Origin of the sequence: Streptomyces sp. NBC_00076 (assembly GCF_045041235.1) — a bacterium.
GTDB lineage: Bacteria > Actinomycetota > Actinomycetes > Streptomycetales > Streptomycetaceae > Streptomyces.
This window is the reverse complement of record NZ_CP108242.1, coordinates 9228931-9244356: the sequence shown is the minus strand read 5'-3', so window position 1 is coordinate 9244356 and position 15426 is coordinate 9228931. Positions and strand designations below refer to the sequence as shown.

Here is a 15426-nt window from a genome sequence, read left to right as displayed (position 1 = left end):
GACCACTGACAACGCCCCGGGAGCAGCCCTCATGACCTCCGCCGCACCGTCCTACGAGCTGCTGCCCGGTGCCGGGACGTCGCCGGTGATCCTGCATGTGCCGCACTCCGCGCGGGAGATACCGGCCGACGTGCGGGCCGGCATCCTGCTCGGTGACACGGAGCTGGAGGGGGAGCTCGACCACATCGTCGACGCGCACACCGCCGAGCTGGCCGCGGCGGCGGCGACCCTGGCCGGCATCGTTCCCTGGCGGTTCGTCAACCGGCTCTCCCGGCTGGTGGTGGATCCCGAGCGGTTTCCGGACGAACGGGAGGAGATGCTCGCCGTGGGGATGGGCGCGGTGTACACACGCACCACGCACCGCGCCACGCTGCGGTCGGCGGACACCGACCCCGAGCCGTTGGTCGCGCGGTACTTCCGGCCGTATGCGCGGGCGATGACGGACGCCGTGGCCGGACGACTGGCCGCCACCGGGCGAGCCGTCGTCATCGACGTCCACTCCTATCCCACCGAAGCGCTCCCCTACGAGCTGCACGGCGACGGGCCCCGGCCACCCGTCTGTCTGGGCACGGACTCCTTCCACACCCCGGGCGCACTGCTGGGCGCTGCCCAGGAGGCCTTCGCGGGGTTCGGGGAGATCGGACTGGACAGCCCGTTCGGCGGGGCCTATGTGCCGCTGGAGTTCTACGGCAGGGATCCCCGGGTGAGCGCGCTGATGGTGGAGATCCGCCGGGACACGTACATGAGCGAGCCGGGCGGGCCCGCCGGGCCGGGCCTCGGCCGCCTCGCCCACGCCCTGGCCGGCCTCGTCGACGCCGTGAGCGGCTGACGTCCGGGCGTGCTCTGCCCGCCGGTCCGCAGGCTGGGTGCGAAGGGACCGGCGGGGGCGCGTCGCCGGGGAAACGGCCGGGCACGTCACCTCGAGGGGCGTGCCCGGCGTACCCCCGCCGTGGCAAGTTCAGCCGCGCCTGCGGAGGAACGTCACGATGCCGCCCGTTCGCCCCGTGCGTCGTCCGGGTGCGCGAGACCGAGGTGGTCGCGCAGCGTCGGGCCCTCGTACTCGGTGCGGAACACGCCCTGTTCCTGGAGCAGCGGGACGACCTGGTCGGCGAAGGTGTCGAGGCCGGTCGGGGTGATGTGCGGGACGAGGATGAAGCCGTCGCTCGCGTCGGCCTGGACGTAGTCGTTGATGGTCTTCGCGACGGTGGTCGGGGAGCCGACGAAGTTCTGGCGGTTGCCGGTCTCGATGACCAGGTCGCGGATGGACCAGTTGTTGGCTGCCGCGCGTTCCCGCCACTCGCGGGCGGTGGCGAGCGGGTCCCGGTACATGCGCACCTGGGCACGGCCGCGGGCGATGTGGTGCTCGCCGAGGTCCGGGTCGATGTCGGGCAACGGTCCGTCCGGGTCGTACGACGACAGGTCCCGGTTCCAGACGAACTCCAGGTGCTTGATGGCGGTGGCCCCGCTGACCTGCTGTCGGCGGACCTCCTTGGCGATCTCCTCGGCCTCGCCGTCGGTGTCGCCGAGCACGAAGCTCGCGGCGGGCAGGATCTTCAGCTGGTCGTGGCGGCGGCCGTACTTGGCGAGGCGGTTCTTGACGTCCGTGTAGAAGGCCTGGCCCTCCTCGAGGGTGGCGTACCGGCTGAAGATCGCGTCGGCGTCGGAGGCGGCGAACTCGCGGCCCTCGTCGGAGTCCCCCGCCTGGAAGATCACCGGTCGGCCCTGGGGGGAGCGCGGCACGTTGAACTGCCCGTGGATGTCGAAGTGCTGGCCGGTGTGGACGAAGGACCCGGCCTTCGCGTCGCGCAGGAAGGTGCCGCTCGCCCGGTCGGCGAGGATCTTGTCGCCCTGCCAGGAGTCGAAGAGTTCGTGCGCGGTGGCCAGGAACTCCTTCGCCCGTGAGTAGCGCTCGCCCTGTGGGAGGAAGCCGCCGCGGCGGAAGTTCTCACCGGTGAACGCGTCCCAGGAGGTGACCACGTTCCAGGCGGCGCGCCCTCCGGAGAGGTGGTCGAGGCTGGCGAACTGGCGGGCGACCTCGTAGGGCTCGTTGAAGGTGGAGTTGATGGTGCCGGTCAGGCCGAGGTGCTCGGTGACGGCGGCGAGCGCGGCGAGGACGGTGAAGGTGTCCGGACGGCCGACCACGTCCAAGTCGTAGATCTTGCCGCCCTGTTCACGGAGCCTGAGCCCCTCGGCGAGGAACAGGAAGTCGAACTTGGCGCGCTCGGCGGTCCGCGCGAAGTGGGCGAAGGAGCTGAACTCGATGTGGCTGCCGGCCTCGGGATCGCTCCAGACGGTGGTGTTGTTGACACCCGGGAAGTGGGCGGCCAGATGGATCTGCTTCAGCGGCTTGCTCATGGGTCTTCGGTCCTTCCGGCTCAGGCGACGCGGGAGTAGCGGTTGGCGGGTCGGGCCAGGTCCAGCAGGCCGCGCAGGGTGTCGGCCTCGTACGAGCGGCGGAAGGCGCCACGGCGCTGGAGTTCGGGGACCAGGCCCCGGGTGATGGCCGGGAGGTCGTGGCCGGCGACGGCGGGGCGCAACCGGAAGCCGGTCAGTCCGGCCGACGCCAAGTCCTGTAGGAGGTCGGCGAGTTGGGCGGGCGTACCGGTGAAGACGCGGGCGTCGCTGAGGTACGGCTCGCCCGCGAGGGCGTCCAGGCGTTCCCGGCGGGCGGCTGCCTCGGCCGGGTCGTCGTCGAGGAAGACCACCAGGTCCCCGAAGATGTGCAGGAGGTCGTCGGCGCGGCCGGCCGTCTCCTGCTCGGCGCGGATCTCGGCGACGATCGCGCGGGCCTGCTCGCTGTCGTGCGGGGTGACATAGCCGATGTCGGCCTGCCGGGCGACGAGACGGTACGGGACGGTGTCGTGGGCGAGGGCGCTGACGATCGGCTGGCCCTGGGGCGGGCGGGGAGTGATGGAGGGGCCCTTGACGCTGAAGTGCCCGCCCTGGAAGTCGATGTAGTGCAGCTTCTCGCGGTCGATGAAGCGGCCGGTGGCGACGTCCCGGATCTCCGCGTCGTCCTCCCAGCTGTCCCAGAGACGACGGACCACCTCGACATGGTCGGCGGCCTCGTCGAAGAGGTCGCTCACCAGGTCGCGGGTCTCCGGGCTGTCGTATCCCTCGATGCGCGGGATCGTGCGGCGGCCGAGGTGCGCGGCCTCGTTCGGGCGGGCGGTGATCTGCACCCGCAGGCCCGCTCGGCCGGTGCTCACATAGTCCAGGGTGGCGATCGCCTTGGAGATATGGAACGGCTCCGTGTGGGTTGCCACCACGGTCGGGACGAGACCTATGTGCCGGGTCAACGGGGCGACACGGGAGGCGATCAGGACCGCGTCCAGGCGGCCACGGACCTGGTCGGTGCGCTCGTCCGGGTCGAGGAAGTGGGACGACTGGAGGCCCAGACCGTCCTCGAAGGTCACGAAGTCGAGCAGGCCGCGCTCGGCCTCGCCGACCAGGTCGGCCCAGTAACCGGCGGTGAGCAGATCCCGGGGCCGGGCCACCGGCTCACGCCAGGACGCCGGATGCCAGCCGGTGCCGTCCAGGGCGACGGCGAGGTGCAGCGGAGAGGACGGTGAGGGAGACGAGGGTGAGTTGGGTGAGGAGGGTACTGAGGACAAGGGTCGGTGCCTTCCTGGGAGTCCGTACGAGATCACCGGCCCGCGCCGGGAACGGGGGGACGGCGGTGCGCAGACGGTGAGAGAACGGGGCGAGAGGGTCCCCGGGCAGGGGGACCGGGTCACGGCCTGACGCTGGGAGTGGGTCAGGAGCAACAGAGCGCGCCGGCCACGCGCAGGAGATCGATGTGGGGCCGGGAGTGGAGGTGGACGGCGTGCGGTGTGCGGGTCACGGCCGTCGCCTCCTTCCTCCGGTCGCGCCGACGCGCCCCTGGGCGCGTCGAGGTGCCTCGCGGATCTCGTCGTGAGTCACAACGCGCCCGCCTGCCTGGATGTTCCTGGGCTGCGGACCACGAGGATGGGCGAGCGGCGGCGCAGCGTGAAACCGATCGACTCGTAGAGCCGAATCGCGGTGGCGTTGTCGGCGGCGGCGTGCAGGAACGGGGTGTCGCCGCGTTCACGGATGCCCGCGGCGACCGCGCGCACCAGCCGGGTGGCCAGGCCCCGGCCGCGATGGTCCGGATCGGTGCACACCGCGCTGATCTCCGTCCAGCCGGGCGGCCGGAGCCGTTCGCCGGCCATGGCGATCAGCCGTCCCCGCTCCCGGATGCCCAGGTAGGTGCCGAGTGCGACGGTGCGCTTCAGGAACGGGCCCGGTCTGGTGCGGGCGACCAGGTCGAGGATCTCGGGGACGTCGTCCGGCCCGAGTCGTACGGCCTCGGGCGCGGGTTCGGCCCGCAGCGCGGTGTCGACCAGTTGGACGCCCACCCCGCCGCCGACCACCTCCCACCCGTCGGGGACCTGCTCCACCGGCTTGATCCGTACGACGGCCCCGGCGCCGACGAGCGTGTGCAGGTCGGCCCAGGCGGCCGGGTCCAGCGGATCGGCGAGGCCGGCGAAGGCGTACACGTCGGCGGGGTAGCGGGCGGCCAGGCCGACCCTTTCGGCGAGGTGGGCGTGTGGGCCGTCGAGCGCCGCCCACACGGCGTTGTCGAGGAGGGACGTGTCGAGCGCGGGCGGGGCTCCGCCTCCGCGGACGTCGGTCTGTGGGGCCACGGAGGCGGCATCCCTTCTCAGTCGACTGACATGTGGTAGCGCTGATATGACGGTTGATCAGGAGTTGTCGACAGGCAGCCCGGGCGGGTTGACCTCGGACTTGGCGACGGCCTCGTTGGAGAGGTTCCAGGCCTTGAGCCACTGGGCGTACTGACCGTTCTCGATCAGGTGGTTGATGGCGTCGGCGAGGGGCTTGGCCAGTCCGCTGTCCTTCTTCGCGGTGGCGGCGATCAGGCCCTGGAGCGTCTCGCCGGCACCGGAGAACTGACCCGCGATACGGGTCGCCTGGGGCGTTTTGGCGGTCTTCGCCACGTGGTAGGCGAGGTTCGGGTTGGGGCCGAAGTAGGCGTCGATCTTGCCGCTGCTCAGCGCCAGATAGATGCTGTTGGTCTCCTGGAAGTACTTGACGGTGAGGGGCTTCTTGCCCTCCTTGGCCAGCTTCGCCTTCCACTCCAGCAGGAGCTTCTCCTGGTTGGTGCCGTTGCCGACGGAGACCGTCTTGCCGGCGAGGCTCTCGTAGTCTCCGTCGAACTTCCAGGTGTTGTCCTTCTTCACCTCGAAGGCGAGATCGTCCTTCCGGTAGGAGGCGAACTCGTACTTCTGCTTGCGCTCCTCGGTGTCGGTGATGTTCGAGAAGCCGACGTCGACCTTTCCGCTGTCGAGGCCGATGAACAGGTTCTCCCAGGTCGACCGGCGCACCTCGGGCTCGAGCCCGAAGACGGCGGCCACCAGTCGCCCGAGGTCGGGCTCGGCGCCCGTGATGGTCTTCTGGTCGTCTCCGACGAAGCCGAGCGGCGGAGCGCCGGAGGGCAGCGTGCCGGAGCCGATCACCAGCTTGCCGCTCTTCTTCAGCGCTGCGGGCAGCTCGGCGCTGATGGACTTCACCTCGGAGACCTTCAGGGTGGTCTCCTTGGCCGCGCCGTTGGACAACTGACCCACGGTGACCGTGCCGGCGGCGTCGGTCCTGGTGGCGGCGTCGCTGTCACCGCCGCAGGCGGCGAGCCCGGAGGCAAGGGCGGTGACGGCGGTCGCCGCGGTGATACCGCGTATCAGGCTGCGTCGGGAGATCTGGGTGGGCATGGCTGTCCTTGTCGTTCAGAGGGTGGTGACGGTGGTGTGGGAGGAGCGGTGCTTTCCAGGCGCCGGCCGGGTCAGAGCACCTTGCTCAGGAAGTCCCTGGTCCGCTCGTGCCGCGGTGTGTCCAGTACCTCGGCGGGCGGGCCCTGTTCGACGATCCGGCCGCCGTCGATGAAGACGACCCGGTCGGCGATCTCACGGGCGAAGCCGATCTCGTGGGTGACGATCACCAGGGTGGTGCCGCTCCTGGCCAGGTCCTTGATGACGCCGAGCACCTCACCGACGAGTTCGGGGTCGAGCGCGGAGGTCGGTTCGTCGAAGAGGATGACGCCGGGACGCAGCGCCAGGGCGCGGGCGATGGCCACACGCTGCTGCTGTCCGCCCGACAACTGCCGCGGGTAGGCGGCGGCCCTGTCGGCCAGACCGACCCGGTCCAGGAGTTCGCGGGCGAGTTTCTGTGCCTCGGCCTTGCCGAGCTTCCCGGTCGCCACCGGGGCGGCGGCCACGTTGTCCAGCACGGTCAGGTGCGGGAAGAGGTTGAAGTTCTGGAAGACGAAGCCGATGCGACTGCGCTGGGTCAGGATGGACTGCTCGCTCAGCTCCTTCAGACGCTCGCCCTGCCGGCGTACGCCGATCAGCTCGCCGTTGACGCTGACGTATCCGATCTCCGGCTTCTCCAGGTGGTTGATGACCCGCAGCAGGGTGGACTTGCCGGAACCGGACGGGCCGAGGATCACGGTGACCTCGCCGGGCCGCACCGTCAGGTCGACCCCGTCGAGCACCCGGTGGGCGCCGTACCACTTGTGCACGTCGTGCACCTCGACGGCGGCGGCCGCGCTCTTCAGCGTCTCGGTGGTCATACGGCGGCCTCCCGGCGGATGCAGTCCCGCAGGTCGGTGAGACCGGCCCGCAGCTTCTGCAACGGCGTCGGCGGCAGGGTGCGGGTGGCGCCCCGGGCGTAGTACCGCTCGACGTAGAACTGGATGACGGACACGACGCTGGTGAGGATCAGGTACCAGACGGTGACGACCAGCAGCAGCGGCACGATGTCGCCGGGGTAGGTGGCGCCCATGGTCTGCGCGGCGCCGAACAGGTCGAGCAGGGACACGTAGAAGACGAGCGAGGTGCTCTTGACGAGGCCGATCAACTGGTTGACGTAGTTCGGGGTGATGGAGCGCAGCGCCTGCGGGAAGACGATCTTCCGGAACTGGTAGCCCTTCGGCAGGCCGAGCGCGGAGGCCGCCTCGTGCTGGCCCTGGTCGACGGAGAGGATGCCGCCGCGGACCACCTCGGCCGCGTACGCCGCCTCGTTGAGGCTGAGCCCGATGACGGCGACGACCATGTCGGTGGCGAGCCGGGACTCGTCGAAGGTGAAGAAGGCCGGTCCGAAGGGGACGCCCACGCTGAGTGTCTGGTACAGGGCGCTGAAGTTGTAGAGGAACAGCAGCACCACGATCAGCGGGGTCGACCGCAGTGCCCAGATGTAGGTCCAGCTGACCGCGCGGAGCACCGGGCTGCGCGAGAGCCGGGCGAGGGCCAGCAGGATGCCGCCGAGGAGGCCCAACACCGCGCTGTAGGCGGCGACTTCGAGGGTGATGAGGAGCCCGTCGAGGATGGTCGGCCGCAGGAACCAGTAGCCGAAACGGTCCCACTGGTAGAACGGGTTGGACACCAGTCCGTGGACGAACTGGGCCGCCAGGACCAGCACGACCGCGGTGGCGATCCAGCGGCCCGGGCGGCGCAGCGGCAGAACTCGCTGTGCCGCGAGGCGAGGTGACGGGACGTCAGCGGGCGGCGGTGCCTCGGCGAGGGACACGGCGACGCCTGGGGGTTCACTCATGGAGGGGCTCCGGCGGAGTCGATACCCCCCGGACGCGGCGAACGTCGCGTGCGCGCACGGCCGCTCTGCGGCGGGGACACGACACACGGGAACGCACGGGAACCGGGGGCTGGGCGGACAACGGCACACCGAGTGGGCGGTGTTCGTCAGGAACGCGGGGGCTGGGAGAAGGAGGTCAGCCCCGACAGCGGGCACGGCCCGGTGCGGTACACAGTGCGCTGTTCACGCGCAGCAGATCGACGGTCCGGTCGGCGACGAGGAGGGTCGCGTACGACGGTACGCAGCCCTGCGGGCGGCGCGCTGCCGTCCTGGGAGCTGCGTACATGGCGTCACCGTCACACTTCCGGCCCTGTGGGCCTCGCGCTTACCGAAACTTCGTCGGTCCGGTCGTCACCTGGGGCACCCCACCGCGTGCGAGGGTTGCCGGTCAGCAAGCCAGGGCTTGTCGCTGACGCTCATGACCGTTCTGGTCGTAAGTTAAGACAAACGCCAGAACACATGTCAACGCCGGTCCAGCAAGTGGAACGGCTACGGCCTGCGGATGTGGGCCGCCCAGTCGAGAATCTGCACGGCCGCTCCGGCGGCTTCCAGGCCCCGGCAGTGGGCGTGGTGCCGACGGGCGATGCCGTCGAGGTCGAGGAGGGGGCCGAAGGCCGGGTGGGCGGCCAGGCGGCGGGCGTAGGCCCACAGGGCGTGGTGTCCGGCGACGCGGTGCACCGCGGCGGCGTCGAGGTGGTTGCGGTGCACGGTGTCCAGCTGCACCAGAGTGACCCACAACTCGACGTCGGCGACGGTGAGATGGTCACTGATCAGGTGGTCCTGGAAGGCCAGCCGTCGCTCCAGCACGCCGAGCGCGGCCAGCAGTGTGTCGAGCGCGGCCTCCCGCTCCGACGCGTCGGCACCGGCCCGGCCCGCGCGCTGCGCGGCCTCGTTGACGTCCCGGGCACACATCCGCTCGACGGCCTCGATCTCGCTCTCCGTCCCGCACGGGTACAGCGCGGGTCGTCCTGCGCCGAAGTGCCGGGCCAGGTCGCGAGTGATGTCCGGGGCGTGGGTGCTGACGATCCGTCCGGACCAGTCGTCGCTGAGCACCGGCCCGACGGCCGGGCCGGTGTACCGGTGCGCGCTCGCGTCGTACAGCGGACGCAGCACGGAGTGACCGCCGTCGGGGCTGTCCGGCACGGCGTCCAGACAGGTCACCGGACAGGCGTCGGCGAGACCGAGGAGGGCGTGCACGACGGCGATGCGCAGGCCGTCGGAGCAGACGGGTGACAGGTGGAGGCGATAGCGGCGGGGCACGGCGTAGTGGCCACTGCGCGCGTCCCGGCCGATCCGGCCGCGGAACGCGGGGGCGGAGTGGGTCGGCGGGACGGCGGCGAGCGGTGTGACGGACATGGATCTCCCCGGGGTTGAATGCGCAGACGTACGCGCGGCGGAAGCGTCGTCGGGCCGTGAGCGGCCGGCGGCCACCCGAGCGTGCGGGCCGGGTGGGGCGGGTGCGCAGGGGTGGCGCGGGCTCAGACCAGGGGGCTGATCGCGCTGCAGACCCGCAGCAGATCGATGTGACGGCGGGAGGTCAGAAGAGGGGACGGTCGAGACGTACGGCTCACGCGGCCGGTCACCGACTCAAGGCGCCCCATACTTCCCTACCTTTTCACTAGGATTCCCTTCTGGAGTGTCGATCTGCTGCGGGCCGGCGTCAAGGGGGCGTCCACAGGGCGGGCACACTCCGGCCGCGGCCACCCCGGCGGCGCCTGCGTGTCGTGGGTGCGGTGCATCACCTGGTGCGCGGCTCAGTCACCCGCCGGGCTCACGTTCACCGCTGGTCGGCCCGCGCGGGGCTGTCGTCGAGGAAGCCCCCCGACTGGTGCTGCCAGAGCTTCGCGTAGGCGCCGTCCGAGGCGAGCAGCTCCTGGTGTGTGCCCTGTTCGACGATCCGTCCGCGGTCGAGGACGACGAGTCGGTCCATGCCGGCGACCGTGCTCAGTCGGTGTGCCACCACCAGCGCCGTCCGCCCTTCCATGAGCCGCCACAGCGCCTCCTGGACGAGGATCTCGCTCTCGGAGTCCAGGGCGCTGGTCGCCTCGTCGAGCAGCAGGATCGGCGCGTCGCGCAGGATCGCCCGGGCGAGTGCGACGCGCTGACGCTGTCCGCCGGACAGCTTGACGCCCCGCTCGCCCACCATGGTGTCGAAGCCGTCGGGCAGCGCCTCGGCGAACTCCATGACGTGTGCCGCCTCGGCCGCGCGGCGGATCTCCGCGTCGGTGGCGTCCGGCCTGGCGAACGCGATGTTCTCCCGCAGGGTGCGGTGGAACATCGCGGGGTCCTGCGGCACGTAGGCGATCATGCTGCGCAGGTCCGCCTGGCGCAGCCTGCTGATGTCCTGGCCCCCGATGAGGATCCGGCCGGCGTCGATGTCCGTCATGCGTAGCAACAGCCGGCTGAGCGTGGTCTTGCCCCCGCCCGACCGGCCGACGAGACCGATCCTCGCCCCGCTGGGCACCGCCAGGTCGAGCCCCTCGAAGAGCGGCTCCGCTCCCGCGTGGGCGAACCTCACCCGGTCGAAGCGGACGTCGGCGGCCCGGGACGCGAGTGGCTCGGGCGATGCCGGGTCGAGCACGGTCGGCGGCGTCAGCAGCAGCTCGGTGAACTGCGCGGCCTCCGTCATCGAGCTCTCCAGCCGACGGTAGATCTGGTTGAACTCGAACATGATCCGCGTCGCGTTGGTGTAGTACGTGAAGGCCACCACGACCGCCTCCACCCCGAGCCTGCCCCCACCGAGCGCGACCGCGAGCAGCAGTCCCAGCACGTTGGTCAGTACGGACATCGGCGCGACCAGCGTGTCGATGCGCAGGTTGCCGTAGGCCCATGCCCTCAGCGTGAGCCGCCGCGACGCCGCGACCCGGGACCGGTGCTCCGCGGCCTCGCGTTCCTCGGCGGCGAACGCCCGGACCGTGTCCATGTTCATCAGGCTGTCGGCGACATGGCCCGACACCCGGGCGATCGCCTCCTCACGCCGGTCGACGAGCGCCTGGCGGCGACGGACCAGGGGCACCACGCACCCGGCCGTCAGCGCGATCATCGCCAACAGCCCGGCCACGAGCAGCGGTTCGTACCGCCACAGCACCACCGACCCGAACGCCAACGGCACCAGACTTCCCACCACCTGGAACGTCAGGGTGTCGATGAAGTTCTCGAAGCGGGAGGCGAAGCTCAGGACCCGCTTGGTCAAGGACCCGGCGAAGTTGTCATGGAAGAACGCGGCGTCCTTGGCGAACAGCTCGTCCATGCCGATCACGTACAAGTGCTCGATGCCGTGGGCGTCAAGACGGTTCAGGCAGTGCAGGCCGAAGCGCCACAGCGCCTCCGCGAGCAGCAGGACCCCGGCGAAGCCGAGGACGTAGGGCAGCGTGGCGCCGACGGCGATACCGGGGTCGTCGGCGATGCGGCCCACCAGCTTCGCGACGATCAGCGGTGCGACGTAGTTGAGGCCGATGTTGCCCACCGCGGACAGCAGCATGGCGGGCACCGTCAGCCACCGGAGCCGGACCAACTCCCGTCCGTAGTAACGAAGTGCGAGGAGCACGGAGCCCCTGCTCCAGCGGGTCTCGCGCGATTCCGACGATCCCATCCCCACCCCATGATCTCGTACGGCACCCCGCCATATGCGGCGAAACCGCAGTGTCCTGCGACGGCTGCCGGGCAGTCCACGCGTTTTTCTCAGCCAAGCAGCGAGGAGGGGCGGGTGGCCGAGAGCTGTAGAAGGCCGCTACCGGGCGGCAGTTGAGGTGCGCGCGTTAGAATGCTTCACATCTGCTCACAGGGGGGCCGTGTCGGAGATGCTCGTTGCGCAGCGGCATGAACTCCTGGTCAGGGAGCTGGAGGCATGCGAGGGACTGAAGGTCACCGAACTCGCCGCGCGCCTGAACGTCTCACGCGCCACCATCCGGCGGGATCTGCTCGACCTGGAGGCCGAAGGCCGGGTGACCAGGGTCCGCGGGGGCGCCGTGCCGGCCACCTCCCACCTCGTCGGACAGCCGTCCGAGCCACGGCCGGTACCCGCGCCGCCGACCGTCCTCCGCGCCGGCGCCAGGCCGACGTCGGCACCGACCGTCGGGGTATTGGTCCCGTCGGCGCACTACTACTACCCGCGGGTCGTCGCCGGAGTGCAGACGGTGGCCGCCGAACGTGGCGTCCGCGTGGTCATCGGCCTGAGCGACTACACGTACCCGAACGACGCTCAGCAGATCTCGGAGCTGGCCGCGTCCGGCGCGACCGGGCTGCTGGTGGCCTCCGCCACGGGCCACACCCTTCCTCAGGAACAGCTCGAACGACTGCGGGCCGGCGGACTCCCCTTCGTACTGATGGAACGTCAGCCGCACGACCGCTACGCACCGTGCGAGTTCGTGGCCACCGATCACCGACAGGGCGCGTTCGGCGCGGTCGGTCACTTCAAGGGCCTTGGTCACGACCGGGTGGGGCTGTTCACCAACGGCAGCCCCACGGCACCCCTGCTCCGCGAGGGGTACGAGGCGGCCGTACGGCGCCTGGACCTCGCCTCCGGCGCGCCTGTCCTGGACAGCGGGCGCCCCAGGCTCGAACCCGAGGAGGCCACCCGGCTCTACGACCGGTTCGTCAAGGAGTGCCTGGATGACGGCACTCGGGCCGCACTGGTGCACTCCGACCACGACGCGATCGAGTTGATGAGGCGGATGCGCGCCCACGGTCTGCGTACGCCGGACGATCTCGCGCTGATCGCCTACGACGACGAGATAGCCTCCTTGGCCGATGTGCCCCTGACGGCGGTGGCGCCACCCAAGCACGAGGTCGGCGCGCAGGCAGCGCGGCTCCTCCTGGACCGCCTCGAAGCGACTGACCCGTCGGCCGTACCCGTCCGCCAGTTGCTCATCCAGCCCCGCCTGATCATCAGGTCCTCCTGCGGAGCCGCCGCCCGGGGCTGAGCAACCTCTCTCGCCACCACGTCGGAGTGTGTGCCGTCACGGTTCAACCTGACGTTTTCCATTGACACTTGGTGCGCCCAAGCGCAGCATTGTGAAGCATTCTGTTGCTTGGTGAGTCACGTGTGCCGCAACGCTTCAGCGAGTCGCCGAGGACCGGCCAGTCACCTCGGCTGGTCAACTGCCGCTTCGGAGAGAACCGCCTCGAGAACCCGCCCTATCCAAAGTTGTCATGAACCCGTCGTTCGTCATGCGCGAGAGGTGCGGAAAGTGGACATGGGACAAGGACCTGAGCAACGACCGGCCGGTGTGCGCCGCCGAACGGTACTGCTGGGCGCCGCGGCCGGCGCCGGAACGGCGGTGCTCGGCGCCGGCGTCGCCCCCACGCAGGCACACGCCGCGACATTCGTCCGGGGCGCGGACATCAGCTGGATGCCGCAGATGGAGGCGCAGGGCTACTACTGGAACAACAACGCCGGAGTGCGGCAGGACCTGTTCACCATCCTCAAGGGGTACGGCATCACCGCGATCAGCCTGCGGACCTGGGTCAACCCCTCCAGCGATCCGGCCAACGGGCACTGCGGCATCGAGGAGACCGCGCGGCTGGCACGGCGGGCCAAGGACGCCGGACTACAAGTCCTCATCGGTTTCCACTTCGGCGACACCTGGAACTCGGCCGGTGTACAGAACCCGCCGGCGGCCTGGGCCGGCATGAACTACAGCCAGATGCGCGATGCCATGTACGACTACGTCTACCACTCGTGCAACATCATCAAGTACTACGGCGTGACGCCGGCCTGGGTGAAGATCGGCAACGAGTCCAACTCCGGCATCTGCAAACCGATCGGCAGCCTCAGCCGCCCGGACCAGATGACGGGCCTGCTGAACGCCGCGTACGACATGTCCAAGCAGGTCTTCCCGGCCACCCCGGTGCTGGTGCATCTGGCCCAGCCGCAGAACCTCACCGGCGTCCAGAACTTCCTCGACGCCTACCGGGACAACGGCGGGAAGTGGGACATCACCGGCCTGTCCTCGTACGCGCAGGGCGGCAACGTGCCCGGGGTGCTGGCCAACATGAAGACCATCCAGTCCGGCTACGGCAAGCCGGTCATGCAGGTGGAGTACGGCGGTCCGGTGGGCAAACCCACCCAGGTACGCGACTCCCTGCGGGCGTTCATCACCGGACTGCAGGGCTTCGGCGGCCTGGGCACCTTCTTCTGGGAGCCGGAGGGCTACCCCTCGTTCAACAGCTACAACAGCTCAGCCTGGGACGACAGCACCCGACGCCCCACGGCCGCCATGGACGGCTTCCGCTGAACCCGTCCGACCGGTGCGGTTGGCCGACCGACTGAGGCGAACCGTTGTCAGCCGCGCCAGGAACATCCTCAGCCATCTGGAGCGAGCCGTGAAACCTGCCCTGAGCGTGACACCTGGCCTTGTGATCGCGACCGCCGTGTTCCTCCTGAGCCCCGTCGCCACCGCCCCCGGTCCGGCGGCCGTGAGCAGCGCGGCAGCCGCGGACAGCGCGGGGGCGATGCACAGCGCGGCGGCCATGCACAACGCGGCGGCCGGAAAGGTCTACTACGTCGCCCCGAGCGGCAGCGACACCGCCGCGGGAACGCAGTCCGCTCCCTGGGCGTCGATCGCCCATGCACAGACCGTCGTCGAGGCAGGGGACACGGTGTATTTCCGGGGCGGCACGTACGCCTACACCCGCGGGATCAACGCCTGCAAGAGCCAGACGGACAGAGTCGACGCGATCACCCTGAACAAGAGCGGCAGTTCAGGCAGTCCGATCCGTTACCTCGCCCACCCCGGGGAAAAGCCCGTCTTCGACTTCTCAGGCATGACGGACGACTGCCGGATCAAGGGCTTCGACGTCACCGGCAGTTGGCTCCACCTCAAGGGGCTGGAGGTCACCGGCGTGCCGCAGAACAACAAGCTGAACCACGAGTCCTGGGGGATCTGGATCTCGGGAAGCAACAACACGTTCGAACAGCTCGACTCCCATCACCACATGGGGCCGGGCCTGTTCATCCAGAAGGGCGGCGGCAATCTCGTTCTCAACTCGGATTCACATGACAACTACGATCTCAACAGCTCCGGCGGGGCCGGCGAGAACGCGGACGGATTCGGTGCGCACATCTCGGCCGGCAGTCCCGGGAACGTGTTCCGGGGCTGTCGCGCGTGGTGGAACTCCGACGACGGGTTCGATCTCATCAGCGCCTACTCGTCCGTGACCATCGAGAACTCCTGGGCATGGCGGAACGGGTACGTACCGGGCACGACCACGGGAGCCGGCAACGGGAGCGGCTTCAAGGCGGGTGGCTACGGCGGCGACTACGACGCCGGGGCCGTCAAGCACACCGTCCGCACGTCGGTGGCCTTCGCCAACAAGGCGGCGGGCTTCTACGCCAACCACCACCCGCTCGCCAACGACTTCTTCAACAACACCGGCTACGGCAACCGCCCCGACTTCAACATGCTCGGAGTCGACGCGAACGGCGCCGCCGTCGGCCGGGGAAACCTCCGTAACAACATCGCCTACACCGGCACCCTGACGTCGAACATGACCGGCACGAACGCCACGTCCAACTCCTGGAACCTGGGCATCAGCCTGTCCGACGCGCAGTTCCGGAGTGTGTCGACGTCCGGCTGGGACGCGCCCCGCGCAGCCGACGGCGGCATGCCCGTGCTGCCCAACCTCCGCCTCGCGGCGAACAGCGCGCTGATCAACAAGGGCGTCGACGTCGGCCTGCCCTACAGCGGGCAGGCACCGGACCTCGGCGCCTTCGAAGCCTCCTGACCAGACCGCCGCGGTGCACGACCAGGCTGCCGGGGTGCCGATCCACAGGTTGGCGATGATCACCCACCCCTGACTCTC

The 15426-nt window shown here is 70.0% G+C and carries 15 protein-coding genes and 1 riboswitch; of the genes, 4 read left to right on the top strand and 11 right to left on the bottom strand.

Going from position 1 to position 15426, the window contains the following annotated elements:
• The first annotated feature begins 31 nt into the window (after positions 1–31).
• Complete coding sequence (locus OHA64_RS41565; protein ID WP_405622354.1) at positions 32–829, top strand: N-formylglutamate amidohydrolase; 798 nt, start codon at positions 32–34, stop codon at positions 827–829.
• A 152-nt stretch (positions 830–981) separates the two neighbouring features.
• Here the strand turns inward: OHA64_RS41565 and OHA64_RS41560 are convergent, their stop codons facing one another.
• The 11 genes from OHA64_RS41560 to OHA64_RS41510 all read right to left on the bottom strand — a co-directional run bounded on the left by OHA64_RS41560 (position 982) and on the right by OHA64_RS41510 (position 11215).
• A complete protein-coding gene (locus OHA64_RS41560; RefSeq protein ID WP_405622353.1) occupies positions 982–2355 on the bottom strand; it encodes an NtaA/DmoA family FMN-dependent monooxygenase in 1374 nt (457 codons plus the stop codon).
• A gap of 20 nt (positions 2356–2375) precedes the next feature.
• Complete coding sequence (locus OHA64_RS41555; protein WP_405622352.1) at positions 2376–3614, bottom strand: LLM class flavin-dependent oxidoreductase; 1239 nt, start codon at positions 3612–3614, stop codon at positions 2376–2378.
• 143 nt (positions 3615–3757) lie between these two features.
• On the bottom strand, positions 3758–3844 hold the full coding sequence (locus OHA64_RS41550) for a putative leader peptide (protein ID WP_405624335.1): 87 nt from the start codon (positions 3842–3844) through the stop codon (positions 3758–3760).
• Positions 3845–3920: 76 nt separating this feature from the next.
• Positions 3921–4667 (bottom strand): GNAT family N-acetyltransferase, encoded by a 747-nt coding sequence (locus tag OHA64_RS41545; RefSeq protein ID WP_405622351.1) that lies wholly within the window; start codon positions 4665–4667, stop codon positions 3921–3923.
• A gap of 57 nt (positions 4668–4724) precedes the next feature.
• Positions 4725–5747: an ABC transporter substrate-binding protein gene (locus OHA64_RS41540; RefSeq protein WP_405622350.1), complete on the bottom strand. Its 1023-nt coding sequence runs from the start codon at positions 5745–5747 to the stop codon at positions 4725–4727.
• Positions 5748–5818: 71 nt separating this feature from the next.
• Positions 5819–6604, bottom strand: coding sequence for an amino acid ABC transporter ATP-binding protein (locus OHA64_RS41535; protein WP_405622349.1), 786 nt, complete (start codon positions 6602–6604; stop codon positions 5819–5821).
• On the bottom strand, positions 6601–7584 hold the full coding sequence (locus OHA64_RS41530) for an amino acid ABC transporter permease (RefSeq protein WP_405622347.1): 984 nt from the start codon (positions 7582–7584) through the stop codon (positions 6601–6603). Before OHA64_RS41530 ends, OHA64_RS41535 begins: the two co-directional genes overlap by 4 nt.
• A 175-nt stretch (positions 7585–7759) precedes the next feature.
• Positions 7760–7909 (bottom strand): hypothetical protein, encoded by a 150-nt coding sequence (locus tag OHA64_RS41525; RefSeq protein WP_405622346.1) that lies wholly within the window; start codon positions 7907–7909, stop codon positions 7760–7762.
• A gap of 30 nt (positions 7910–7939) precedes the next feature.
• A riboswitch (SAM riboswitch) is annotated at positions 7940–8047 on the bottom strand.
• 65 nt (positions 8048–8112) lie between these two features.
• Positions 8113–8979, bottom strand: a complete 867-nt coding sequence (locus tag OHA64_RS41520; protein WP_405622344.1) for a glutathione S-transferase C-terminal domain-containing protein — start codon at positions 8977–8979, stop codon at positions 8113–8115.
• Positions 8980–9101: 122 nt separating this feature from the next.
• On the bottom strand, positions 9102–9224 hold the full coding sequence (locus tag OHA64_RS41515; protein WP_405622343.1) for a putative leader peptide: 123 nt from the start codon (positions 9222–9224) through the stop codon (positions 9102–9104).
• Between the two features lie 176 nt (positions 9225–9400).
• Positions 9401–11215 carry an ABC transporter ATP-binding protein gene (locus OHA64_RS41510; RefSeq protein WP_405622342.1) on the bottom strand — a complete coding sequence of 605 codons (1815 nt, stop codon included), beginning with the start codon at positions 11213–11215 and terminating at the stop codon, positions 9401–9403.
• A gap of 208 nt (positions 11216–11423) precedes the next feature.
• Here OHA64_RS41510 and OHA64_RS41505 point away from each other — a divergent pair, with 208 nt between their 5' ends.
• From OHA64_RS41505 to OHA64_RS41495, 3 genes are all read left to right on the top strand, one after another.
• The gene (locus OHA64_RS41505) at positions 11424–12545 is read left to right on the top strand and encodes a substrate-binding domain-containing protein (protein WP_405624334.1); all 1122 of its coding nucleotides are present in this window, start codon (positions 11424–11426) and stop codon (positions 12543–12545) included.
• Positions 12546–12818: 273 nt separating this feature from the next.
• Positions 12819–13859: a glycosyl hydrolase 53 family protein gene (locus tag OHA64_RS41500; protein WP_405622341.1), complete on the top strand. Its 1041-nt coding sequence runs from the start codon at positions 12819–12821 to the stop codon at positions 13857–13859.
• 88 nt (positions 13860–13947) lie between these two features.
• A complete protein-coding gene (locus tag OHA64_RS41495) occupies positions 13948–15348 on the top strand; it encodes a right-handed parallel beta-helix repeat-containing protein (protein ID WP_405622339.1) in 1401 nt (466 codons plus the stop codon).
• Positions 15349–15426 lie beyond the last annotated feature (78 nt).